The following is a 24,512-nucleotide window of genomic DNA, read 5'->3' as shown; positions in this document are numbered from 1 at the left end:
CGATGAATAGACTAGCTATTATTGAAGACACAGCAGGCATTCGGCAGGTGCTGATCGACTTTTTTGAAGTGCAACCCGATTTCGAACTCATCCTATCTGCCGCTTCGTTTGAAGAATTCGTGGATCGTTGGAATCCCGCACAACGTCTTGACCTGCTCCTGTGCGACATCGGCCTGCCGGGAAGGTCCGGGATCGAAACTGTATGGCACATTAAAGAAAGCAGCCCGCAGGCAATGGTGATGATGTACACCGTGTTTGAAGACCGGGAGAAAATATTCCAGTCACTTTGTGCGGGGGCAACCGGCTACATGCTCAAAAGCTCTCAGTTGAGCGAACTCCGGGCCGGGCTGAGAGAAATGCTGGCCGGAGGGGCAGCCATTTCTCCGAAAATTGCCATGGTAGTAATCCGTTTTTTCAACCGGCCCCAGCAAAAGCAACCGGACGCTAAATTAACCGTCCGGGAAATCGAGATATTATCGTTACTACAAAATGGCTTATCCAACAAAGACATTGGTGATAAGCTGTACATATCGGTGGAAACCGTCAAATACCACATCAAAAACATCTACATCAAGCTCCAGATATCGAGCCGAAGCGAGCTGCTGCTGCGTTTCAGGAATCCGTTGAGATAGTTCGCACCGGATTGGCGAAGTAACTCTGCAAAAAATACCAAAACCGATTTAAAACTACCCGGATGGGTAGGAAATGATTTGTGAATAGCAATTTCCTTTGCAGAGAGCATTGTGATACTCAAAAAACGCTATCAATATATGGTTTGATCTCAAAAAACTGGTCTATCGGTTAGCTTCGCCCTTTGCCTTTCTGCCGGGGCTGTCCATGCGACTGTATGTAATATGACTAATACCACCGACGGCAATGGTCTTGACAAACTGAACACGCTTTATTTGTCACACTTCACTCCACGGTCGGTCGCGGGAACAAGATGCTGCAAGATCTTCTATCATTTACCTATTTCAAAATTTATCAGATTTCAACCCTTAACCACATTCAATATCAGATAATATGGAACCCTACGTTGGTGAAATCAGGGCTATTGGCGGAGTTAAACTTCCGACTGACTGGGCTTATTGCGACGGTTCGCTGCTCGCAATTGAAAAATACTCGGTGTTGTACACGTTAATCGGCACCACTTATGGCGGCGATGGGATCACGAATTTCGCGTTGCCGGATCTCCGGTCGCGAATCCCGCTGGGGCAAAGCTCCAACAATCCCATCGGGCGCCAGGGAGGCACGGAAACTGTGAAGCTGGCAACGGAAAATTTACCCGAACACAGGCATGCGCCCGCATGCAGTACCGACGACAAGACTAACTCGAAAAACGCTACGGACGCTTTCTGGTCGGCTTCCCCGGATCACGGGAAGCGGTACGCACCGCCGCCGGCAACCATCGGCATGAACGTGGAAGGGATACAAGCGGAAGGTGGAAATCAGCCGCATGAAAACCGGATGCCTGTTCTTGCCGTCAACTACATTATATCGTTGTTTGGCCTGTACCCGCCACGTGGATAGTAATCAATCTTTAATCATTCAATCACAATGAGACCATACATTTCAGAGATCAGGATGTTCGCCTTTCCGTGGCTGCCACAGGGATGGAGGTTCTGCGACGGCTCGGCGTTGTCTGTCCATCAACATCCCATATTATACCAATTGATCGGCAATACTTTCGGAGGAGATGACGACTATTTTAATTTGCCCGATCTCAGGAACAAAGTGATTATTGGCAGGGGGCCGGAATATCCGGCTTTTACCATGGGAGGCGAGGAGACTCATGAGCTTACCGTTCCGGAAATGCCTAAGCATCGCCACCAAGCGATAGCGAGCGCAAACGGATCGGACACTGCCACTCCCAAAGACCATTTCTGGCCTTCGGATGCCGGGTATGTGATGCAAAGTAACGGCAATATGAGCGATCAGGCCACCGAACCGGCCGGTAGCGGCATTGCACACAGTAATATGTCGCCCTATCTGGCCATCAATTATGCGATGAGCCTCCAGGGTGGTTATCCCGACGATACTTATCGGGTTCAAGATGATTTCATCGGTACGATCAGAGCTTTTCCAAAAAAATTGACGCCCGGCTGGTGGGTTCCCTGCGATGGGACGATTTTGCTGGTTGAAACCCATTGGTCATTGTTCCTTGAGATCGGTGCGACTTATGGCGGGGATGGGAAAACTACTTTTGCATTGCCCGATCTGCGGGGACGTTCGACGGTCTTTTGCGGCGAACCTAAGGGGCTTTCACATTACAAGTTGGCAGAAAAGGGCGGGGAAGCGTCGGTAAAACTGACCGTTGCGGAAATGCCCCGGCACAGCCATCTCCCGCTGGCAGCCGCAAAAGCCACCACTTCAAATCCTGTCGGGCAGGTATGGGCGAATGAAGACTTGCGTCCGCCGATCAACGGCTTCGCGGGAGCGAAAGGGGCGGGTGAAGTAATGAACCCGGCAGCGATCGGCGAAGCGGGGGAAGATGCGCCGCACAACAATATGATGCCTTACCTCACGATGGAGTATATGATTGCAGCCGGGGGTGATCGGCCTTTGTCTTCGGATGAAATCCGTGATAGTAATATTAACCCTTAACCTCAATTCAAATACTAAATAATATGGAACCTTATGTTGGAGAAATAGCACTGTTTGCCCTGGATTTTGTGCCCATTCACTGGGCCCTTTGTAATGGCGCCATCCTTAAGATAGCGGATTACTCGGTCTTATTCCAGTTGCTGGGCAACCGGTACGGGGGCGACGGGGTGACAAATTTTGCACTGCCCGACCTGCGGTCACGTATACCGCTGGGCCATAGTGACCGTAATCCAATCGGGAGAATGGGCGGTTCGGAATCAGTCAGGCTGGGATTGGAAAACCTGCCTCGACACAGCCATATCGCTAATTGCAGTACTTCTGACAAGGTCGACTCGAAAGACGCAACCAATGCGCTATGGTCGGCTTCTGAAGAACACGGGCGCCGGTACGGCGCAGCCGACGTTTTCCCAAACAATATTCTAATGAACACGGAAAGTATCATGCCGGAAGGAGGCGATCAGCCACATGAAAACCGGATGCCGATCCTGGCACTCGTATACTGTATTGCGGTTGACGGCGAGTTCCCGCCTTTTGTTTGATCACGTCTAATTCTTAATCGATTTTTTTATGGCACAAGGATTTATCGCAGAAATCAGAATGTACGCTTTCCCAGGGGAGATCAAATATTGGGTACCCTGCGATGGCAGAACATTGCCAGCAGACAGGTACCATGCCCTTTTTGATCTGATTGGCACGACATTCGGCGGAGATAACAGAAATTTCAAGGTACCGGACCTTCGCAACCGGGTGCTGATCGGCAATGGCCCGGATTATCCGAGCTTTGCTCACGGCGGGGAAGAGGCCCACGGCCTTGTCATGCAGGAGATGCCGAAGCACAATCATAAAGCCCTGGCAAGTTCCTATACCTCAAACGTTATGAGCCCGTCAGATAACTACTGGCCTTCGGACCCCGTATACGTCAGGCAGCCCAACGCCACAATGAGTGATCAGGCCCTCAGCCAGGTAGGGTTTGGCGTGCCACACAATAATATGTCGCCGTACCTGGCAGTCAACTATATGATTTGTGTAGATGGCATTTTTCCGGGAGAAGACTTCCAGCTCGAAGGTTATTTAGGATGTGTCAGGATCTTTGCCGGGAACGTGAAGTCGGAAAAGTGTCTTCCCTGTGACGGGCGACTAATGGTAGGCAGCAAGAATACAGCGATGCTTTCCCTCCTCAAGAAAACCTTCGGCGGTGACGGCGAGACCACTTTTGCATTACCTGATTTGCGCGGAAGGGCCGCGGTTGGTTGTGACCTGTATGGGCAGATGTCGCCACCGAAGCCCGAAGAAGGACCGTCGGAGCAACTTACATCTTACAAATTCACCGAAGCAGCGGGCGAAGCAACGGTGAAACTAAGTGTCGCACAAATGGCGACGCATTATCATCCGGCTTTTGCCAGCAAGTTTAAAGGCAATATAAAAAACCCAAGTGGCCAGATGTGGGCCAATGCGGATAACCGGCCTCCGATAACCTGCTTTACAAACACCAAAGGGGGGGGCAATGTCATGAGCCCGGCGGCCATCAGCGAGGTCGGTGGGGACCAGCCTCACAACAACATGATGCCCTACCAGGCGATTAGATACTTAATGTCTACTTCAGGCGTTTACCCGCCTCGGTCGTGATGAGCCAAGCTCACTCAATAATTTACACTATGATGAAAATTTCTATCAGTTTTTTCCTGAGCAGGGTACTGGCTGTTATGTTGTTAGGTGCCGGCGTAATAATGAACGCTCATGCCAATACTTTTAACGTAACCCAAACCACCGACGGCAACGACCCGTCGCAGCTCCGCGGGGCGATCCTGGCGGCAGACGCCCTCGGGGGCGGGCCGCATACCATTAACATACCTGCCGGCACTTACAACCTTACGCTTGGAACTATCGAATTCGGTACCAAAGCTCAGAATATTTCGATCATCGGGGCCGGGCCGGGCTCGACGGTCATCAATATGACTACCACGATGCAGGGGCGTATATTCTTCATCAACCCGCCTGGGACTGTGTTCGGTGTGACTACCGCTATTTCCGGCATCAAATTCACGGGTGGGAAGAACTCCGACAATTATGGAGGAGGGGCGATAATCTGTGGAGGGCCTGACAATGTTACCAACATTTCCAATTGCACATTCGAAGGCAATGTAGCCGAATTTTTGGGTGGCGGGGCTTTGGCGATGGCAGGTGGAGGCGCGTTGACCGTGGATAATTGTACATTCCACGATAACAAGGTGCTTTCTTTGACCGACAACGCCACCGGCGGGGCGATATCGATCAGTTATTACAACTCGTCCATCACGACAACCGGCAGTGCGACGATCATCAATTCCACATTCACCAATAACCTGGCAACTTCCGGACATTTTACTTCCGGCGGAGCGATCGGCCTAAGCGCCGCCTATTCGGTTTCGAGCCCTTCTTTTTATACCAAAATCGAAAAGAATAAATTCCTGAATAACACCACGGGGTTGACGAGTAACAGCGAAGGCGGGGCTGTTTCTATCATCAGCAGTTTTGCAGTTGATATTAATTACAATGTTTTTACCGGAAATAAACTGGGTAATGTAGTGAAGGATGCCTTGTCGGTCCGCAAATCGGTCAATGGCGCGGTGAATGCTACCAACAACTGGTGGGGCTGCAACACCGATCCGCAGGCGGGGGGAACATGCAGTGAGCCCGCTTATATGATCGACGGGTTGGGTACCGCTTCTCTGACGACCACTCCCTGGCTTGTTTTGAAGCCGTCGGTCGTCAATTCAACACTTTGTATTCCTTCCGCGAGCCAGACCACCGTTACCGCCAGCTTCCTGAACAACTCGGCTGGTACACCCCTATCACTATCCAATCTGAGCCAATTGATCGGCTTGCCGGTCAGTTTCAGTGCTGTAAATGGCAGTATTTCAGGTGCTCAGGCCAGTATTCAGGCGGATGGCAAGGCCACGGCGACCTATACGGCAAGTGGCGCGGGGAATGGCAGTTCCAATGTCATGGCCGGTTATTTGACCAATGCCGATCCGACCGGAAGTGTTGCTATCGTCGCGGGTGCGTCACCTGCGATCAGTGTGGCTCCCGTGAAGGTCACAACTTGCCCCGGTACTTCATCAGTTAATTTCTCGGTAACGGCTGGCAGCGCTACCACGATGTCTTATCAATGGTATCTTGGAAACACACCGCTGTCTAATGACGGCAAATACAGTGGCGTCAACACGGCGATGCTGACGGTCCATAACATTGTAGCCGGCGACCATGGAGGGCTATATAAAGTTAAAATCACTAACACGTGCGGCGATACTTTCTCAACCGCGGTGGGGCTGAATGTACTCTCAGGCCGCTTGTATGTGGCCGAAGGAGCATCAGGGGAAGGTTCAGGATGGGGCGATGCGCTCGGGGATCTCAGCACTGCGCTGAACATCGCGACGGGCTGTCCGGGTATTACCGAAATATGGGTAAAGGCCGGAACGTATAAGCCTTCAGGTCAGCCTTACAACCTCAATCTGGGTGGTGCGCGACACAATGCATTTTACCTGATCAACAATGTGTCGGTCTATGGTGGCTTTAAAGGGGATGAAACCCAGCTTTCCGCAAGAAATGCGGGGGCTAATCAGACTGTTCTTTCAGGAGATATAGGTTCCGCAGGGGATACCGATAATTCCTATCACGTTATTGTTGCAGTAAATACCAATTCGGCCGCACGACTCGATGGCTTTATTATCCGCGACGGGAACGCCGATGGAACGGGCCTCAGTGTCAGTATATTCGGAGCATCCGTAGACGCGTCCGCGGGCGGTGGGATTACCTTGAACGCGTCGTCACCGAAGATCACTAATTGTGTTTTTACAGCTAATAAAGCCAATAATGGAGGAGGAATTATGCTGTTTGGAGATGGTACCGCACCGACGATCAGCCAGTGTGTGATTTCTGATAATTCGGGCACGAGTGGTGGCGGTGGGATTTTTAATGGATTTCACTCCACGGGAACCATTCACCATTGCACGGTCGCACGTAACACATCTGTGATCGAGGGAGCCGGGATATACAACATGTTGTCAACTCCATTGATCGTCAATACGGTGGTATGGGGTAACAGCGGACAGGACCCGGCGGGGGTCCACGATCTGATCTCGACTCCGGTCGTAGCGCATTCCATTGTGCAGGACGGACACAGTGGTACCGGGGTTGTGAATGCGGACGCATTGTTTACCAGCCAGGCGGATCCGGATGGTGCGGATAACAAATGGATGACGGCCGATGACGGACTTAGGCTGTCGCCTTGCAGCCCGGGGATCAACACCGGTTTTTTTGCCGTCAATATTCCGCCGACGGATATTCTGGGGCTATCTCGGGTATTCGACGTGACAGCGGATATGGGCGCTTATGAATTGCAATCTTACCGCGATGGCAGCAGCTTGTCATTGAATGGCGATGTGGTTTCCCAGACGATTGTCGGCAGTACTACCAATGGTTTCGTGGTATCCGGGTGCCGGGTCATCGCGCAGGTAACGCCTTCGGGCGCAGTGCCGGTGAGCGGGAGCGTACAGGCGAAGGTGTTCGTGGAAGGAGCGGTTATTCCGGCAGCGGCGGTTCAGTTTGTCCAGCGGCATTATGACATCCTTCCCGCGAGCAATGCAGGAAGTGCTACCGCGAAGATCAAACTGTTTTTTCTCCAATCTGAGTTCGATGCATTCAACAGCAGTGTGAGCGGTCCAAAATTGCCGGCTTCGCCTTCCGACGGATCGGGGAAAGCCAATCTGCTCGTTGTCCAATACCACGGAACCTCGGCCATCGGCCAGCCCGGGTCGTACAGCGGCAGCATTACCACCATCGATCCAGCCGACAGCGACGTCTCCTGGAACGGCGATCTGAGCCGGTGGGAAATCAGTTTCGACGTTACCGGTTTCAGTGGTTTCTTCATCAGTAATGTCGATCCGCTCCCTTTGAAACTGATCCGCTTTGCGGCTAAAAAGGCTGAAAATACGACAACGCTTGAATGGCTGACGGCGGAAGAAGCCAATACTAGCCATTTCGAAATATATCGCAGCTCTGACGTCCGTAACTGGGTACTTTTGCCTGAGCAGCCCGCGGCCATGGGTTCGGGCGGGCATCGCTACTCTGCTACCGACTACCATCCGGCAACGGGTTTAAACTACTACCGCCTGAAAATGGTGGATACCGACGGTTCGTTTGCATGGAGCCAGATCGTGAACGCCGATCACGGGAATGCGGTTCAGATACAAGTGTATCCCAACCCGGCAACCACGGTGCTCCAACTCGAAATGGCCGGAGTACTTTCGGGTAATGCCGCATTGATTAGTTCAAATGGTGTAGAGGTGATCAAAGCCGATTTAAAAAACGGTCGCACTTCATTGCCGGTAGGGGATTTGCCGAAGGGTATTTACCTGCTACGTGTTCAAACGGGCCCCACTATACATACACAAAAAGTCGCAGTCGAGTAGGTCAGATAGCCATCACCGATCTTCCCGGCTCTGGTCATCAGGCACATCGATCTTTTTCAGCAGCCTGCATTTAGTGGTACGCACGGCATTGCTGCTGATGCCCAGCGTAGCCGACATTTCCTGATAAGCCAGTCACAGTTTGGTCAGCGCTATGAAACGTATCTCGCTCTGGGTAAGCTCTGGGAATTTCTCCCAGAGCCGATGTAGATAACCACCGTGCACCTTGCCGAAAAGCCTTTGAAATAATCCCAATCCCTGCGACAGGGTGGCACCCCGTTGACACACAACGTTTGCGATGACGGGCTTACCGCGGCACTGCCGGTAAAATGCGTCGGCCAGTTTGGTATAGACAATGTCGGTGTTGGGAGGCCGGCCAAACCTGCTTGAATTGGTTAGGGGAAAGTCATTTGAAGGTAAAGTTTAGATGATACAGATCCCATTTGCATCTGACTCAATCATTCCATTCCCCGCGTCTGCATTATCGGTCCCGACCAGATAGGTAGCGGCAAGCACTTCTCTGGTACGTGAATTCAATCTTGCGTATGCGAGGTCGCTATGAATTCCCAGATGAACCGTACCATTGGTAACAGGGAAGTTAGTCGAAGAGGTAGAGGTCAAAATGTCCACCATATTTGCATTGACATACATACCCATAAGGGCTGACCGGGTGCCCGCAGCAGCGTTGCCACTGAGGATTGCAGAGGTGAGGATAACCTCCCGAAGAAGCATTCAACTTGGTGTAGACCACCCCGGTTCTTGTATGGCAACCCCGGTTGTAGCTGGATAATTCGCTGATCCGGTTGTTGCGCCTACATGCTCTTCGTTGCCGCAAACCTCTATCCGGGTCCCGAATATTTCCCGGCTATTTTGGCCGTTTGGAAGAACCTACGGGCGCGGGTTTTGTCTATTTTCCCTCAGATCCATGTTAGTAATAGAAATGGCAACCTCAAAGTAACCATAGACACCATTGAAATGCCAGGAATTAAAGCAAACGGAATTCGCAAAAATGCGGCAAAGAATTACCCGTTAACTGAATGAAAAGGAATTGTTTTTATATTAATTAACAAAGTTCGTTGCAAACAGGCCGCGGTACAGAACTACCTGTATGGGTGGGAAAACACACCCAACATCCCGCTTAACTTTGCAGGTACCATGAACAGACTAGCTATTATTGAAGACACGGCGGGCATTCGACAAGTGCTGGCCGACTTTTTTTCGGTGCAACCCGATTTCGAGCTCATACTATCTGCCGCGTCGTTTGAAGAATTCGTGGATCGCTGGAATCCCGAGCAACGTCTTGACCTGCTCCTCTGCGACATCGGCCTGCCGGGAAGGTCCGGGATCGAAGCCGTATGGCACATCAAGGAAATCAGCCCGCAGACAATGGTAATGATGTATACCGTGTTTGAAGACCAGGAGAAGATATTCCAGTCACTGTGCGCAGGGGCAACCGGCTACATGCTCAAAAGCTCTCAATTGAGCGAACTCCGGGCCGGGCTGAGAGAAATGCTGGCCGGAGGAGCCGCCATTTCCCCAAAAATTGCAATGGAAGTGATCCGCTTTTTCAACCGCCCCCAACAAAAGCAACCGGACGCCAAATTAACCGTCCGGGAAATCGAGATATTATCCTTACTACAAAATGGCTTATCCAACAAAGACATTGGTGATAAGCTGTACATATCGGTGGAAACAGTCAAATACCACATCAAAAACATCTACATCAAGCTCCAAATATCGAGCCGGAGCGAGCTGCTGCTGCGTTTCAGAAATCCCTTAGGAAGATAGACAGGAAAGGGCTGGTTTACTACGTGCCGAAGCCGGCGAAAACGCAAAGAAAACGGCATCACCCACATAGAACTACCCAAACGGGTAGGAAATTCCTTGTTCGCTGCAATTTTCTTTGCGGAGAGTAAGCTCGTATGTGCTAAAACGCCTCTTCTTTCGACTCTACGTTCTGACAAAGCCCAACCTATTCACGACTTCCAAATGAAACAAATGAGAAAAAATTCTACCAACCAAACCTACCCCGATTTCAAAAACAGGAACATCAAAATAGTTGTCACGATGATTATAATGATTGCTGTATGGGCTGCAATACAGCGCATTTCTATTCATGGTGAACAAACAGCCTCTGTAAAGGAAAATGCGGTTCGGACTCTGCCAGCTGTTCAAAAAGGAAGGTTGTTGAAATCCGACCAAAGTAAACCGAAAGGCGATACCCTGGCCAATAGCGAATGGTATGGCAACGTCATGAAGGCGATTGAAAAAGCGGAGTACAAAGTTACGAAGATCGACAGCCTGGGGAAATACAGTTCGCCCAACCGCAAGAACAATATGCGCTTCTACTATGACGAGAACGGATTTAGCGCAGAGCCCCGCACCACAAAAATTCCCGTGGGGGAACCCGATCCCCAAAAGCAACCCCATGAAAGAGAATATAAAACCATCGGAGACTGGGAGGTGGATTTCTTGCTCGATAAAAAACAGGTAGGTGAAGGAAAGTGGTCGGTGCAGGACCATCAGGCTGAATACATCACAGAAAATATCGCCGTACAATATATCAATGGCGAGGAAGGCATGCGCCAGAATTTTATCGTCAAAAAACCTTTAGCGGGCAGCGAAGAACTGAAAATAAATTTTACAGTAAAAACAAAACTTAAACAGGAATTCAGCAGTGACCGGTTGTCGTTTATCCATCCCCGTGAAGGCGCTGTGCTCAACTATGACGGGTTAAAGGTATGGGATGCCAAAGGGAAAGAACTGGCTGCACAGTTTGAAAAGCATGGCGAAGGGTATTCCATCCATGTCAACACACTCGGCGCCACTTACCCGGTAACGATTGACCCGATCAGCAGCACTCCGTCTGGATCCATTGAAAGCAATCAGGCAAATGCCCAGCTAGGGTATTCTGTGGATGGCGCTGGCGACGTGAATAATGATGGCTTTGATGATATCATTGTCGGCGCTCCTTATTACGACAATGGCCAGGTGGATGAGGGCGCTGTATTTATCTTCTACGGATCTTTTCTAGGCATCAGTACAACTCTTGGCGTTCCCTCAACAGAATCGAATCAGGCAGGCGCACTAGCAGGATTCTCTGTGGCTGGTGCTGGCGATGTAAACAATGACGGATATGATGACGTGATTATAGGAATGCCTTATTTCGACCATGTAAATGTTGATGAAGGCAGGGCCTTGCTCGCCTTCGGTTCTAATGCGGGGGTAACATTCACTCCTCAAAGCACTAACGATTTATACATGGATCAATCCAATGCGCAGTTCGGTTGGTCAGTTGATGGGGCAGGTGATGTAAGTGGGGACGGATTCGACGATCTAATCGTAGGCGCTCCTAATTACGATGGAGGTGGTGTCAATTCGGGTGCCTACGCTATTCTGCGAGGGTCTTTCAACGGTATTGTTACACTGAGTCCAACACATAGTCTACAGGCTGGTGCCAAGCTTGGCTGGTCCGTAGCGGGCCTTGGGGATGTTAATAACGATGGGCTGGCAGATGTAGGGGTAGGGGCTCCTCTTTTCGACAACAATTTTATCGACGAAGGACTTTATGTGATCCGTTTTGGGTCCCTTAACCTTACTACTTCTCCAGTTCAAAAGCAGTATGTCAGCAACCAGGCAAACTGCCAAATGGGATATTCCATCAGTTCCGCTGGCGACATTAACGGTGACGGTTTTGATGAAGTTATGGTAGGAGCGCCATTCTACGACAATGGTAATGTCGATGAAGGTATTGTGGTGATCTGGAACGGGGCCAGCAATTTTCCAGGAACTTATACCAGTTGCGATGGCGGTCAGGACAATGCGCATTTTGGGATCTCACTTGCATCCGCAGGCGATTTGAATCAGGATGGGTTTGGGGACATATTAATAGGAGCTCCCGACTATGATGCCAATGGCGCGCCAAACGCAGGCGTCGCATTTCTGTATACCGGATCAGCGGCAGGTCTCAACTCCGCCTATTCTCAGATTTTCATGTCTACCCAGCACGACGCTAAATTTGGGCAGTCCGTGGCCGGAGGAATGGATCTCAATAAGGATGGTAATCTTGATCTCATCATTGGTGCAAGTCAACACGACAATGATCAAACCAACGCGGGGGTCGTATTTGTTTACTATGGCTATGACCAACCTACATTGGTGGTAGATGTGAATATTCTTGCCGAAAGCGATCAACTTCACGCCTGGATGGGGTCTTCGGTATCTGGCGCAGGTGATGTGAACGGAGATGGGTATAGCGACGTCATTGTCGGAGCGCCATACTACGACAACGGTCAGGTGGATGAAGGTGTAGCTTTTTTATATTATGGCTCGGCCGCTGGAATCAATACGGCCTCACCCGTACTACTTGAAAATAATCAGGAACACAGCATCTTCGGCAGCGCAGTCTCAACAGCTGGTGATGTAAACGGCGATGGTTACAGTGATGTCATTGTCGGAGCGCCGAATTGGACCCAAGGTGAGCAGCGGGAAGGAGGAGCATTCATTTTCTATGGCTCAGCGTCAGGTATTACAACCACGCCCGCCGCCACCATGGAATCGAACCTCGTTTTGTCACTTATCGGTGTCTCTGTTGCCTGCGCAGGTGATATTAATGGCGATGGCTTCAGCGATGTCCTTGTTGGCGCGCCCAACTACGGCAATGGAACCACCAACCAAGGGGCAGTCTTCATTTATTATGGGTCCGCGTCCGGTATCGCCGTTGCATCGCCGACCCTGTTTGCGTTCGGACAAGAAGGCGCGAAGTTAGGCTATTCCGTAGCCGGCGCGGGCGATGTCAACGGGGATGGGTTTAGCGATATAATAGCGGGTGCACCGGATTATGACAATGGTGAAGATGAACCAAATGTTGGTGTTGCTTGGTTGTATTACGGTTCTGCCGGGGGTGTCATTCCCTCACCCGTGACGCTTGAAGGCGGTGCCGGGTTGTTTGGATTCTCGGTATCCGGTGCCGGTGATGTCAATGGAGATGGATACAGTGACGTGCTAGTCGGCTCGCCTTCTTTTGGTACCAATTTTAATCTGGAAGGTGCTTTTTATTTCTTCACGGGTAGTTCGTCGGGAATCAATACTAAGCCGGCAGGCCGTAGAAAGTCCAATTCGTCCCAGACTTATTTGGGCGGAAGTATATCAGGTGCCGGTGACTTGAACGGAGATGGTTTCGCCGATGTGGTAGTAGGTGCAACTTTTTATTCAAACGCACAAAATGAGGAAGGCGCTGCTTACATTTATATGGGATCCCCTCATGGGCTGAGCGAATCTGCTACGAAAATTATTGAGACTAACCAGGAATCGGGCTATATGAGCTGTGTCTCCTCTGCAGGTGATGTAAACGGAGACGGATATAGCGACTTGATCTTCGGGCATCATGGGCTTGACAATCCAGAGGAAAATGAAGGTGGTATCTCTATGATGTACAGTTCTGCCGATGCGATTCGAACAAGCTATTCTTCCAAAATTCAGCTCAACCAGGCCGATGCCAGGCTGGGCACTTCGGTTGCCATTGCAGGTGATGTGAATGGGGATGGATTTAATGATGTGATCGTGGGGGCGCCGCAATATGATTTGGGTGAGTATAATGAAGGCATTGCCAGTGTTTACCTTGGAAGTGTCAACGGACTCAGCGTAGTTCCAACCACGTTACAGAGAAACCAGGAATCCTCGGGCTTTGGAACTTCCGTAGCGTCCGCAGGTGACGTGAACGGCGATGGGTATGATGATGTGATCGTTGGTGCCCATTCATACAGTAACGGAGAGGCAGTTGAAGGCGCCGCATTCCTGTACTACGGATCTGCCGGAGGCCTTGCTGGTGCCCCGGTCTTACTGGAAAAAAACCAGGCTCTTTCATTATTCGGTTTTGCGGTAAGCTCCGCGGATGATGTAAATGGCGATGGATATGACGATGTGCTGGTCGGTTCCATATTTTTCACCAATGGTCAACCCGGAGAAGGAGCCGCCTTCCTGTACCTGGGCTCCGCCTCTGGTATCAATACCACTTCTGCCGCCACCTTGGAAATGAACCAGGCTGGTGCGGGCTTCGGCGCTTCTATTTCCCGTGCCGGCGATGTTAACGGGGATGGGTTCGCAGACGTTGTAATCGGTGCATACCAGTATGATAACGGTCAAAACAATGAAGGTGCTGCCTTTATCTTTCACGGCTCCGCTTCCGGTCTTAACCTTACACCTGCACGCATACTGGAAGCAAACCAGGCGGACGCTGGCTTTGGCGGGGCTGTGGCATTTGCCGGCGATGTAAACGGCGACGGGTTCAGCGATATCATTGTCGGAGCGGCAACTTACGATGACGGGCAGACCGATGAAGGAAATGCATTCGTTTATCATGGATCAGCAGCCGGCATTGGCGCTTCGCCGGCACTTGCAATTCAGGTCAACCAGGCAGGAGCTAACTTCGGAAGCAGTGTATCAAGTGCAGGCGATGTCAACGGCGATGGTTACTCGGATGTGATTATTGGCGCGTTCTACTATACCGCTCCGGAACTCTATGAGGGCGCTGCGCTGATCTACCTGGGATCTCCGTCAGGCATTACCGCAGACGTGGCCAAATTACTGGAAAGCAACCTGGCAGGAGCGCAACTCGGAACATCTGTCGCCGGTGGTGGTGATATTAACGGGGATGGTTTTAGCGATATCATCATAGGCGCCAGCCGTTATGCAGAAGGTCAAACAGATGAAGGTATGGTGTTTATCCACTACGGAAATGCCGCGAAAAACTTCAAACGCAATAATGTTGACCTGTACAATGTCGACCTTGTTACACCGGTGAATACCTCGAATTTCGACAATGCACAATTTGGTGCAGGGTTGTTCGCCAAAGCATTCATGGGTAGGGATAAGGGCAAACTGGTATGGGAAACCAGGCGAAATGGCACTCCTTACAGCGGTTCGCCCATCTCCAACAGCGGGGCATTCACCGCACAGCAAAACGCATACAGTGACCTGGGGATATCAGGCATCGAATTAAAAAACGTGGTCGACAAACTTCCCGGCCGCCTTACCCAGGTAAGGGTACGCGTTAAATACAATCCCGCCACGGCTGTTACCGGACAGTTATATGGTCCCTGGCGCTATGTCCAAACCGTATCAGGCCCTTCAGGCGCCTTGCCAGTGGATCTTATCTCGTTCAATGTAGCCTGGCAACTGCAAGGTCAGGTGGCGATGGTCAATTTTATTACCGAAAATGAATCAGAAATTGATCACTACGAGATTGAGAAAAGTACTAACGGAAAAATCTTTACCAGACTGACAGAAGTTGCCGCCGACAACATTCCGGATCTTCATCAATACAGCTACGTTGATAGCAACGCTACGGCCAGCAGACAATATTACCGGCTGCGTACAGTGCACAGTAACGGCTCCGCAGACTACAGCAGGATCGTAGTGTTAAATAATAGTGAGGCAGCTGAGATTACAATGTACCCGAACCCGGCTGCCGATATCGTGAACCTGAAAATGAACAAGATGACCGGCAAGTTCAATTTGCGGATAATAAACAGTTCGGGTCAAACTGTGAAACGACTCAGTATTCAGTCTGTGGCAGGCGAGCGTATACAGGTACCTGTACGTGACCTGCCGACGGGGATATATTACCTGCATTTACAGAATGACGAACAAGTACAAGTCTTAAAGTTAGTAAGGCAGTAGTTTGGTAAGCAGGTCTTAAAAAAACACTATCAATATATGTTTGATCTCAAAAAACTGGCTCTATCGGTTTGCTTCGCCCTTTACCTTTCCGTCGGGGTTGTCCACGCGACTGTTTACAATGTGACCAATACCGCCGACGGCAATGGTCTTGACCAACTGAGAGGAGCGCTTGTGGACGCTGGTAATAACCCCGAAACGCATACGGTTAACATCAGTGCAGGAACCTATTATATCGACAATGGAGACATAGGGATAGGTACAGTAAACAATTGCAACATTACCATCAACGGTGCCGGCATTGGAAACACGATCATTGACGCTCGTCGGAATGGCCGTGCTTTCATCCTTAATCAAGGAAATAACCGGAGTGGTTTGAAGATTTCTTTTAACGGCTTGACCATTCAAAATTGTGCTTCCTATTCATCCCTCAGGCGGCGGTGCAATTGCAGCGGCAGGCGGACTTGGAAATGCTTACAGCTTCGATAGTTGTTTGTTCTATAACAATGGGATCTACTATGGACCAAACGCGCAACCTGAGGGAGGCGCAATCTATTGCAGGGACGCATCTTTGTCCGTCACTAACTGTTCGTTTATAAGCAACAAGGCCGCGGCTGGTAACGGAGGGGCTATAAGTTTTAGGTTCCAGATGGGGTCTCGCGGGAATCTCTCCGGGAATCTTACTATCGCCAATTCCAAATTTTCGTTCAACACCAGTGCTCCGGTTTCTGGTGGAGGAGCACTCTTCATATCAACCACTGGCTTCGTCGGCAATTTTTCAACTTTGGTGACCGGATGCACATTTTCTTCCAATTTCATACCAGATGGGTTCGGCGCGGCGATCTATTACACGAGTATGTTCGATAAGGCGTCGTTAAATATCAATTATAACCGCTTCACTGGCAATACATCAAAAAGGGCCGCCGTAGAGGTCTCTTACCATAAGTTTGTTGGCAACGAAGCAGTCTATCCTCTAACTGATCTGCTCAATGTGAAAAACAATTGGTGGGGCTGCAATGAGGGCGCTGAAGGATGTAGCGACTATGGCCATACTGTAAATGGCCTTTGGGAAGGTGGCTTCGCCGCGATATTTACCCCACACTTGCAGTTAAAAACTACCGTCAGTGCACCGAGCATCTGCTACCCCGGCACCAATTCGGTTCAAGTCTCGACGGGTTTTACCTCCAACTCTGCCAACGAGCCGATCGACCCCGCCAACCTGGCACTTGTCGGACGGTCTGTTTCGTTTATAGCGCCGGGTACTATGGGTAATTTTTCCGGAGCACAAACAAGCATCCAGGCGAACGGCAAGGCCGTTGCGAACTTTAATTCTAACGGAACACCAGGCCTGGCGGAAATTTTTTCGATCTCGGATAATGCCTCCAATACGGCGCTGCTGACCGTGAACACGCCAGGCAGCTGGCTGGGCACTTCCAGCAGCGACTGGTTCTTGCCCGCAAACTGGTGCGGCGGGGCTGTTCCCACCGCCAGCACGAATGTCAACATCCCGGCAGGTACGCCCCGTTCGCCCTTCATCGAGTCAGTTTTTGGTGGGGCTAACGTCAATAATATCACCATCGCTGCTGGTGCAAAACTTACTTTGGGTAACGATGCTGGATTGGACGTCAAAGGCGAGTTTACCAATAATGGTAGCGATATTGCCACCGCCCCGGTCGCACTTACGGTATTCTCCGGCCCCGGTAACCAAACCGTGCCGGGAGGAGACTACTCGTTTCTTGGCATTGCGGGTGGTGGGATAAAGACCCTTGCCGCCGACGAGCTTACCTCATTCGACCGAAGCAACTGCTATGTGGCACATTATAAAGACGGCAGCTGGAATTCGATCACCAGTGGCCCTGCATTCGGCAGCAATCCATTTTTCGCGAAGCGCTCCGGCATTACCAGCTTCTTTCCTTTCGCCATAACCAATCCCGATTCACCGTTACCTGTTACACTAGCACGCTTCGACGCGGTGAAGGAGGGCTCCACGGCCCTTCTGAGCTGGTCGACCACCGAAGAGACCAACAGCGACCGTTTCGAGGTGGAGCGCAGCATCAATGGCAAAGTCTGGCAGAAAATCGCCACGGTCAAGGCACAAGGCGAAAGCAAAGTCTGGCAGACTATCGCTTTACAGATCAGCAGCCGGTACCTTCCCGGGAAAATCTCTACCGCTTGAAGATGATTGACCGCGCGGCCGGTACGCCGGTGCGGGACGACCAGGAGGGCGCGTTTGCATACAGCCGTATCAGGAGTCTGAAATTTGAGGACGCCGATATCCCCGTCGTTTTCCCTAACCCTGCAAATGATAAGCTGTTCGTACAGGATTTCACCCGTGTTTCAAGCCTGCGCATCAATGACCTGAACGGAAATGTGGTGCACCAATCCGGGGCGATGAAAAATAATGAAATCAGTGTCAACAAATTCACCCCAGGAGTACACTTTGTGGAGATCAAGTGGCTTGATGGAAGAAAAACCGTAAGGAAAATTGTGCTCAATCCGTAGGTTGGGCCGCGTAGGTTGCATTTCAAAGATTGGCCACACAATACCACTATTTTAGCGTGGTCTGTCCAATTGCCATCAGAAAGGTATACAACTCATTTTCAGTTATTAATTTTAGGTAGTCAAACAACCGGTTCGGCATTTGCTCGGTTTTGGGTGTAGAAGCCTTCTAGTGACGAGCTTGAAGGCTCCGCACCAATTGCATGCTGCCGTATTGCGGAAGGAGAAATTGTGAAATCTCGCTAATCGCTTGTGGCTGTTGCACAACACATAGGTAGGTAATTCGCCTTGAAACGAATGCTTCCGCCAAGGCTTCTAACAGAGAATATCCAAGTCAATACTAATATTCTGCGCTGTCTGACCAACATTTGATACAAGGTTTGATGTATTGCTCAGAAGGGTTTTGAATCCGTCCAACTGCATATTGATCTAGTCACCATTGTGGCAAATCAATGCGAATCCAAGATTTGTCATGATCACAAAACTCATGAAATACAGATTTTTTCCCGCGGTTTTCAAGGTTCTGATATACCTGGCTATGTCTGTACCGCTCATGTTTTGCACTAACCGTGAGGGCAGGCAAATGATCAGCACTGATGGCTTCCTGGTCATAAGGGGAAGTTCCGATTGGCTTTTTTTTCCTGCCAAGAGTTTAGACCTGGAAACTTGTCAGCGGAATTTTACAACCGATAACTTGAAATTAGGCATCCAAGTTGATCCAAAGCAGTTGACCGACACCACCCATTCAATATTAGAGCGATCAGTCGACACAATAGTGCTCACACGGCCGATTGAAGTTGAACACGGATACCACACTTATATAAAAGTTGCACCTGTTTCGGTAAAATATTCAATTGAGAATAGATTTGTAGCGAAAGTGAGTCCGTTAAGATCCAATTTCTGCGTCAATACCAAAACAAATAAATTGAGCTTTGAGTACGATCAGTTTCCTTTACAGATCGTCAGTATACATCCGATCTTCTGCCTTGGTAAAAAAAGAAATGATGTCGCAAAAACAGAGTGCGCCCATAAGAAAGACGATCCCGACGGGTATCTCTATAAGATTTGCGAATACTTAACCTTGCATAATAAATACGAAACACTGCCAAGCCGGTATAGGATAAGATCAGTCAAAATGGATACTCTGAAAGGACAACAGGTTATAGCAGTAGAATTGACATGCTGCTATTTGGGAGACATTGCATATTTTGACCCAGTTTCCAAAGAACTTCTTTCATTGAAGTATGGTGCTAAATAATCAATTTTGCACCTGCTCCCGGGGGATAATGCTAATTGATATTAAGTCGCTCTTGCCAAATTCATAAGTTACCCCCGCCCAATCTGTCAACAGATGAGTCACAGGCAGATCACTACAACAGCCAATGAGTAGCGCAGAAGAAATCCTAAACCAACTAGACAAGTACTTGGTTCGACATTTGTACGCCTAAATCTTTCAAATAACCTCATCCTGAATGTTCTGAGCGGTTTTTTTGGAAACCGGGGTCCTATCACTTCTTCCACGATCCTACCCCTGGCGAACAGGGGTGCTTAGGTTCCAGCCCAACCGCGGCTTTAACAGCTTCCAATGAAGGTCCGAATGACGCATCTGAGCCCCCAACGATGTAGCTAAAACTCTACAACTAACAAGTACTAATTGGTACATTCTGTTAATTGAAGCGCACGTACCTTTCCGGCCCGTTGTCACTTTCAGTCACCAGTACCGTGCTTCGGAACATTGCGGCTGCTCATAACAATACTTACCACTACGTTACTTCCCCTATGAACAAATTTTACAGCTTAACATTCTTGTTTTTGATCTGCGCATTCCATGCGAGCGGTCAGTACATCACAGTCTGGAAAACCGATAATGACGGTACCAGCAACAGCAATCAGATCATCATTCCGGCAACAGGAGTCGGTTATAGCATTGCCTGGGAAGAAATTGGCAATCCGGCGAACAACGGCACGGCAATCGGAACAAACAATCATACACTCACTTTTCCCTCCCCGGGAACCTACCAGGTAAGTATTACGCCAGGTAGTGGAACGTTCACAAGAATTTCATTCGCCAGCCTGATCGACTATCGCAAATTACTGGAAGTAAGGCAGTGGGGCGATATTCAATGGACAAGCATGGAAAGCGCGTACCTGGGCTGCTATGACGTAAAAATTACAGCAACGGACGCTCCCGACCTCCGTAAGGTGACTTCAATGCGAAGCATGTTCAGCTCATGTAGTTCGGTCTCAACTGTTCCCGGGATCAACAACTGGGATGTGAGCTCAGTAAAGGATATGAGCTTCCTGTTTTCCGCAGCTTCTTCGTTCAACGACCCTCTCGACAATTGGGACGTCAGCAATGTCACCGATATGACCGGGATGTTCCGGAGCTCGGCATTTAACCAGCCAATCGGCAGCTGGGACGTAGGCAACGTCACCAACATGTATGTCATGTTCGAAAATGCATTTAATTTTAATCAGCCGATCGGTTCGTGGAATGTAAGCAACGTCACCAGAATGAGCGGGATGTTTAGTGCTGCAGCCGTATTTAATCAGCCTCTTAATGACTGGGATGTGAGCCAGGTTATCTACATGGACGGCATGTTTTTCGATGCGGAATCATTCAATCAACCAATTGACAATTGGGATGTTGGAGAGGTGCAGAGTATCGGTGCGATGTTCTCCCGGGCCGACGCATTTAACCAGCCCATCGGATCATGGGACGTAAGTAATGTGCTTTATATGTCCAGTATGTTCAATGACGCCATCAGCTTTAATCAACCCCTCAACAACTGGAACGTAGGCAATGTGGTTGATATGTCGTCGATGTTCAATGGGGCTGCCAGTTTTAATCAACCCCTCAACAGCTGGAACGTAAGCAATGTAACTGATATGTCTTCGATGTTCACGGGAGCCATTGTATTTAACCAGCCGATCAGTAGCTGGAACGTTGGGCAGGTGACGAGTATGACCTCCATGTTTCGGCAGACAGCGGCTTTCAACCAGCCCATTAACAACTGGGATGTAAGTCAGGTCACCGACATGTCGATGATGTTTTTCTTCGCACGTGATTTTAACCAACCTCTCAATGACTGGGATTTAAGTCAGGTTACCAATATTTCGGGCATGTTTTACATAGCAGGATCTTTCAACCAGCCTGTCAACGAATGGAACGTGAGCGGGGTTACCAATATGTTGGGAACATTTTATTATGCAACTGCATTTAACCAGCCACTCACTGACTGGACGCCTTCCCCAGGCGCTGACCTGACCGCCCTGCTTTTCGGCTCTGGGATGGATTGCGTGAATATGACCCTGACATTACAGGGATGGGCTGCGAATACCGCTATGCCTGATAACATTACATTTGGCGCTCAGGGTATCACATATGGCGCTCCGGCGGTCCCGGCGTTGGAAACTTTGAGAGATGCCAAAAATTGGACCATTGACATTGGCGACGAGGTGGTATGCGAAGCCCTGGATGTTTCGCTGATCAGTTTTGATGCAAAAAGGGCCAACGGAACAGTGCAGCTGGAATGGGCCACGGCGTCGGAAACTGACAATGATTATTTCGATGTGGAGCGCTCGCCCGATGCAAGAAATTGGAAAGCTATCGATCGGATCAAAGGCGCCGGAACTGTGAATACTACCCGCAATTATGCAATGACCGATTCAAATCCATTGGAAGGCAGATCGTATTACCGATTGAAAATTGTGGATTTCGAAGGAAAAGCGGAGTACTCCAACATACGCGTTATTAAAATGAACACGGCACCTGCCCCGAGCTTGTACCCCAATCCCGCGACAACCTCTCTAACACTTTCAGGAAAAACAGATGGCTATGTTAAGATATACAGCATGTCCGGTCAGGAGGTTGGACAAACAGAGGTGAAAGGTGAAAAGACGATTATTCCCGTAAAGGAACTTCCTGTTGGATCTTATTTGCTAAAATCAAACGATGGATGGAGTTCAAAATTCATCAAGCACTGAATAGAAATCTTTTCGAGCATTGTTGCCAACTCTCCAAAATATTCTAAAATCTCTCAATCATACGCCTCAGCCTCGGCCGGGTGTATCGTTGCAATAAAACAGGATAAAAATTCAAAAAAATGTTAGACAACAATAGCCATCGGGCATCCAGGGCTGAATAGGCAAATAAAACGTAGCCGGTGACGACCAAAACAATGATTCCAACAATTACATGTCCAAGTTCTGCCACCCGGGTCCCGCGCTCATATGCTTGAAAATCATGAAGGTTTTTTTTAATAGGCGTCTGCTGTTGTCTCAGCCGTTCCCATCCGCTTTTAGTTAAAATAGCCCGATACCACTCTACACCTAATATCCGATACAGCTTTCCTTGCCTTTCAAAAGGATAGGCGTTAAAGTATGATGAGTTCAGAGTCGGCTTGAGCTGAGATTCAAGTATTGTGAACCAGAACATCAGCGCAAAGTTAAATCCTAAACCAAACCCTCCCGAGGTAATATCCATGTAGAGAAGCATAAGGCTTATAGTTAATGCCGCGAGGCAGACTATAAGCAGTATTTTGACCCATTTGAGAAGCATGCGAGAGCTGTTTATTTCTAATATGTTTACTATTGATTTACTTAAAATAATGCTTTGACCCGCCCTCATTATACGTCCACCCTACCCCTTTCGCGCCCTGCTGTCAGGCTTTTCCCGAAATTCAGTTCAGGTTAATCAGGTCTTTGGCGACCGGCCAGGCCGTTCGCCAAAGACTACGATCCAAAGGTTATCTTCGTTGTCCCATTTACTCAGCCAAAGGTACAAGAATGTGACATAGTATTGCGAGATAACAATTCCACACACGATCCATATCGTTCAAATTTTTCAGTGAGTTGATTCGTCACCCAATTTGCGCATTCAAAAAACTCAGTCAAAATTTAATGATAGTTTCACAGGATCACGCCAGGATTTGGTTTGCCTCTTTCAGTGTAATGGTTTTACCCAGTGCGCCAAATTCGTGCAGGTCGCCGAATACTTCTATCCGGATGGATTGATCCAGCCCCCCAACCCGCACCGCGTCAAATCCGCTGTCTGAAATCAATTCCTCTATTTCGCCGTTTATGCCGGTGTCATCTGAAGCATAAAACAGAACGGCCTTCTCAGGCTGCCTGAAAGCACCACCAGCGAGCGAAGCAGCGCTCAATGTGCCGAAAGCTTTGGCTAGCTTCGCGCCTGTTGGCAAAAGAGCTGACAGAACCTGACCAGCCGACTCTTCTTTCCCGATTATTTTTTTGAACCCACCCTTCTCATCCGGCGCAATCGGGTTGGAGGGATCGATCATGATCTTGTTTTGAAGTTCCGGCCCTTCGCTTTCCAGTAGCTCTTTGATTGCGTTGAACCAGACGGCCAGTATAATGATATCAGCTTCATAGAATGCATCGGCAATCTTTCGGGGGGCCGCAAGCGCCCCCAATTGATCAGCCAGTTGCGAGGCCTTTTCGAATGTCCGGTCTGCGACGATTACGGGGCGATTGCCTTTTACCAGGTTGGTTGCTACCACCGTACCGATGTTTCCCAGGCCAATCACTGCAACTTTTGTTTTTTCTGACATAACTATTTCTTTTTTATGGACGATTTATGAGTACAAATTTTGCCTGAAACCGGCAGTAGCTCCAATGACCTCGTTTAAGAAATAGCCTTGATCCAGATCAAGGTTTTGCCTTGCTGCGGAGGTTGCGCAACCGGCTAAGAAATTCGGGCGTAACGCCCAGGTAGGCCGCAATCTGGACTTGCGACAGACGGTTAATCAAGTGAGGATACCGTTCCAGAAATGTTTCATATCGCTCTTCAGCCGTAGAACTGATGTTTTGCAGCAACCTTTCCTGCAAGCTTACGAGGCTATTTTCAACCAGGACACGGAATATCCTGTTAAACTCGGTGCCTTCCGTGTACAAGACGATCAGATCGTCCCGGCTTATCTGGAAGACGACCGTGTCTTCAAGGGCCTCGATGTTCAAAGTGGAAGGTTTAATACCGTGAAAGCTCCCGAGGTCATTGATCCAGCTATTTTCAGTGGCGAATTGAAGCACATGGGCATTGCCCTTGTCGTCTATCTTATACATTCTCAGGCATCCCCTCACAATGAAGCTGAATTGGGTGCATACATCCCCTTCCTGCAATACAAATTGCCTCTTCCTGTATAGCCGCGGGTGAAACCGCGTTTTTACTAATTCCTGATCACGGCTACTCAGAGGAATGTACCGGTCAAAGTAATCCAGCAATGGCTGTATGGACGTGGTGTAAGTGCCGTATTTCATCTATTG

The 24,512-nt window shown here is 49.5% G+C and carries 17 protein-coding genes; 12 read left to right on the top strand and 5 right to left on the bottom strand.

What is annotated here, in order from left to right; all coding sequences use genetic code 11:
* The first annotated feature begins 2 nt into the window (after window positions 1-2).
* The 6 genes from BP71_RS23475 to BP71_RS23450 all read left to right on the top strand — a co-directional run bounded on the left by BP71_RS23475 (window position 3) and on the right by BP71_RS23450 (window position 8,054).
* On the top strand, window positions 3-632 hold the full coding sequence (locus BP71_RS23475) for a response regulator (protein WP_496383772.1): 630 nt from the start codon (window positions 3-5) through the stop codon (window positions 630-632).
* A gap of 391 nt (window positions 633-1,023) precedes the next feature.
* Entirely contained in the window at window positions 1,024-1,530 is a 507-nt protein-coding gene (locus BP71_RS23470; protein WP_496383770.1) for a phage tail protein, read from the top strand.
* 27 nt (window positions 1,531-1,557) lie between these two features.
* Window positions 1,558-2,604, top strand: coding sequence for a phage tail protein (locus tag BP71_RS23465; protein ID WP_496383768.1), 1,047 nt, complete (start codon window positions 1,558-1,560; stop codon window positions 2,602-2,604).
* 23 nt (window positions 2,605-2,627) lie between these two features.
* Window positions 2,628-3,143: a phage tail protein gene (locus BP71_RS23460; protein WP_496383766.1), complete on the top strand. Its 516-nt coding sequence runs from the start codon at window positions 2,628-2,630 to the stop codon at window positions 3,141-3,143.
* A gap of 28 nt (window positions 3,144-3,171) precedes the next feature.
* Window positions 3,172-4,230: a phage tail protein gene (locus BP71_RS23455; RefSeq protein WP_496383764.1), complete on the top strand. Its 1,059-nt coding sequence runs from the start codon at window positions 3,172-3,174 to the stop codon at window positions 4,228-4,230.
* 29 nt (window positions 4,231-4,259) lie between these two features.
* Entirely contained in the window at window positions 4,260-8,054 is a 3,795-nt protein-coding gene (locus tag BP71_RS23450; RefSeq protein ID WP_496383762.1) for a right-handed parallel beta-helix repeat-containing protein, read from the top strand.
* Between the two features lie 420 nt (window positions 8,055-8,474).
* On the opposite strand, the gene BP71_RS23445 is transcribed toward BP71_RS23450, so the two are convergent.
* Window positions 8,475-8,783 (bottom strand): hypothetical protein, encoded by a 309-nt coding sequence (locus BP71_RS23445; protein WP_496383760.1) that lies wholly within the window; start codon window positions 8,781-8,783, stop codon window positions 8,475-8,477.
* A gap of 423 nt (window positions 8,784-9,206) precedes the next feature.
* Between BP71_RS23445 and BP71_RS23440 the strand changes: the two genes are divergently transcribed.
* Window positions 9,207-9,839: a response regulator gene (locus BP71_RS23440; protein ID WP_496383758.1), complete on the top strand. Its 633-nt coding sequence runs from the start codon at window positions 9,207-9,209 to the stop codon at window positions 9,837-9,839.
* 210 nt (window positions 9,840-10,049) lie between these two features.
* Window positions 10,050-15,731, top strand: coding sequence for an FG-GAP-like repeat-containing protein (locus BP71_RS23435; protein WP_496383756.1), 5,682 nt, complete (start codon window positions 10,050-10,052; stop codon window positions 15,729-15,731).
* Between the two features lie 60 nt (window positions 15,732-15,791).
* Here BP71_RS23435 and BP71_RS23430 read toward each other — a convergent pair whose 3' ends face one another.
* Window positions 15,792-16,085 (bottom strand): hypothetical protein, encoded by a 294-nt coding sequence (locus BP71_RS23430; RefSeq protein ID WP_496383754.1) that lies wholly within the window; start codon window positions 16,083-16,085, stop codon window positions 15,792-15,794.
* Window positions 16,086-16,140: 55 nt separating this feature from the next.
* Between BP71_RS23430 and BP71_RS23425 the strand changes: the two genes are divergently transcribed.
* The 4 genes from BP71_RS23425 (at window position 16,141) to BP71_RS23410 (ending at window position 22,214) form a co-directional block, all read left to right on the top strand.
* Complete coding sequence (locus BP71_RS23425; RefSeq protein ID WP_496383752.1) at window positions 16,141-17,904, top strand: DUF8693 domain-containing protein; 1,764 nt, start codon at window positions 16,141-16,143, stop codon at window positions 17,902-17,904.
* 2 nt (window positions 17,905-17,906) lie between these two features.
* Entirely contained in the window at window positions 17,907-18,230 is a 324-nt protein-coding gene (locus BP71_RS23420; RefSeq protein ID WP_496384273.1) for a T9SS type A sorting domain-containing protein, read from the top strand.
* A 484-nt stretch (window positions 18,231-18,714) separates the two neighbouring features.
* On the top strand, window positions 18,715-19,485 hold the full coding sequence (locus BP71_RS23415) for a hypothetical protein (protein ID WP_496383750.1): 771 nt from the start codon (window positions 18,715-18,717) through the stop codon (window positions 19,483-19,485).
* 413 nt (window positions 19,486-19,898) lie between these two features.
* The gene (locus tag BP71_RS23410; protein WP_496383748.1) at window positions 19,899-22,214 is read left to right on the top strand and encodes a BspA family leucine-rich repeat surface protein; all 2,316 of its coding nucleotides are present in this window, start codon (window positions 19,899-19,901) and stop codon (window positions 22,212-22,214) included.
* A 43-nt stretch (window positions 22,215-22,257) separates the two neighbouring features.
* On the opposite strand, the gene BP71_RS23405 is transcribed toward BP71_RS23410, so the two are convergent.
* The 3 genes from BP71_RS23405 to BP71_RS23395 all read right to left on the bottom strand — a co-directional run bounded on the left by BP71_RS23405 (window position 22,258) and on the right by BP71_RS23395 (window position 24,506).
* A complete protein-coding gene (locus BP71_RS23405) occupies window positions 22,258-22,725 on the bottom strand; it encodes a glycosyl-4,4'-diaponeurosporenoate acyltransferase CrtO family protein (RefSeq protein WP_496383747.1) in 468 nt (155 codons plus the stop codon).
* 421 nt (window positions 22,726-23,146) lie between these two features.
* The gene (locus BP71_RS23400; protein ID WP_496383745.1) at window positions 23,147-23,800 is read right to left on the bottom strand and encodes an NADPH-dependent F420 reductase; all 654 of its coding nucleotides are present in this window, start codon (window positions 23,798-23,800) and stop codon (window positions 23,147-23,149) included.
* A gap of 97 nt (window positions 23,801-23,897) precedes the next feature.
* Window positions 23,898-24,506 carry a Crp/Fnr family transcriptional regulator gene (locus BP71_RS23395; protein ID WP_496383743.1) on the bottom strand — a complete coding sequence of 203 codons (609 nt, stop codon included), beginning with the start codon at window positions 24,504-24,506 and terminating at the stop codon, window positions 23,898-23,900.
* Between the last annotated feature and the right edge of the window lie 6 nt (window positions 24,507-24,512).

The organism is Dyadobacter ginsengisoli DSM 21015, assembly GCF_059568735.1.
This window is presented reverse-complemented; position numbering and strand designations above follow the sequence as displayed.

Coding starts and splice junctions, on each gene's coding strand:
- BP71_RS23475 (WP_496383772.1), top strand. CDS start 3: ATGAATAGACTAGCTATTATTGAAGACACAGCAGGCATTCGGCAGGTG.
- BP71_RS23470 (WP_496383770.1), top strand. CDS start 1,024: ATGGAACCCTACGTTGGTGAAATCAGGGCTATTGGCGGAGTTAAACTT.
- BP71_RS23465 (WP_496383768.1), top strand. CDS start 1,558: ATGAGACCATACATTTCAGAGATCAGGATGTTCGCCTTTCCGTGGCTG.
- BP71_RS23460 (WP_496383766.1), top strand. CDS start 2,628: ATGGAACCTTATGTTGGAGAAATAGCACTGTTTGCCCTGGATTTTGTG.
- BP71_RS23455 (WP_496383764.1), top strand. CDS start 3,172: ATGGCACAAGGATTTATCGCAGAAATCAGAATGTACGCTTTCCCAGGG.
- BP71_RS23450 (WP_496383762.1), top strand. CDS start 4,260: ATGATGAAAATTTCTATCAGTTTTTTCCTGAGCAGGGTACTGGCTGTT.
- BP71_RS23445 (WP_496383760.1), bottom strand. CDS start 8,783: ATGCTTCTTCGGGAGGTTATCCTCACCTCTGCAATCCTCAGTGGCAAC.
- BP71_RS23440 (WP_496383758.1), top strand. CDS start 9,207: ATGAACAGACTAGCTATTATTGAAGACACGGCGGGCATTCGACAAGTG.
- BP71_RS23435 (WP_496383756.1), top strand. CDS start 10,050: ATGAGAAAAAATTCTACCAACCAAACCTACCCCGATTTCAAAAACAGG.
- BP71_RS23420 (WP_496384273.1), top strand. CDS start 17,907: ATGATTGACCGCGCGGCCGGTACGCCGGTGCGGGACGACCAGGAGGGC.
- BP71_RS23415 (WP_496383750.1), top strand. CDS start 18,715: ATGAAATACAGATTTTTTCCCGCGGTTTTCAAGGTTCTGATATACCTG.
- BP71_RS23405 (WP_496383747.1), bottom strand. CDS start 22,725: ATGCTTCTCTACATGGATATTACCTCGGGAGGGTTTGGTTTAGGATTT.
- BP71_RS23400 (WP_496383745.1), bottom strand. CDS start 23,800: ATGTCAGAAAAAACAAAAGTTGCAGTGATTGGCCTGGGAAACATCGGT.
- BP71_RS23395 (WP_496383743.1), bottom strand. CDS start 24,506: ATGAAATACGGCACTTACACCACGTCCATACAGCCATTGCTGGATTAC.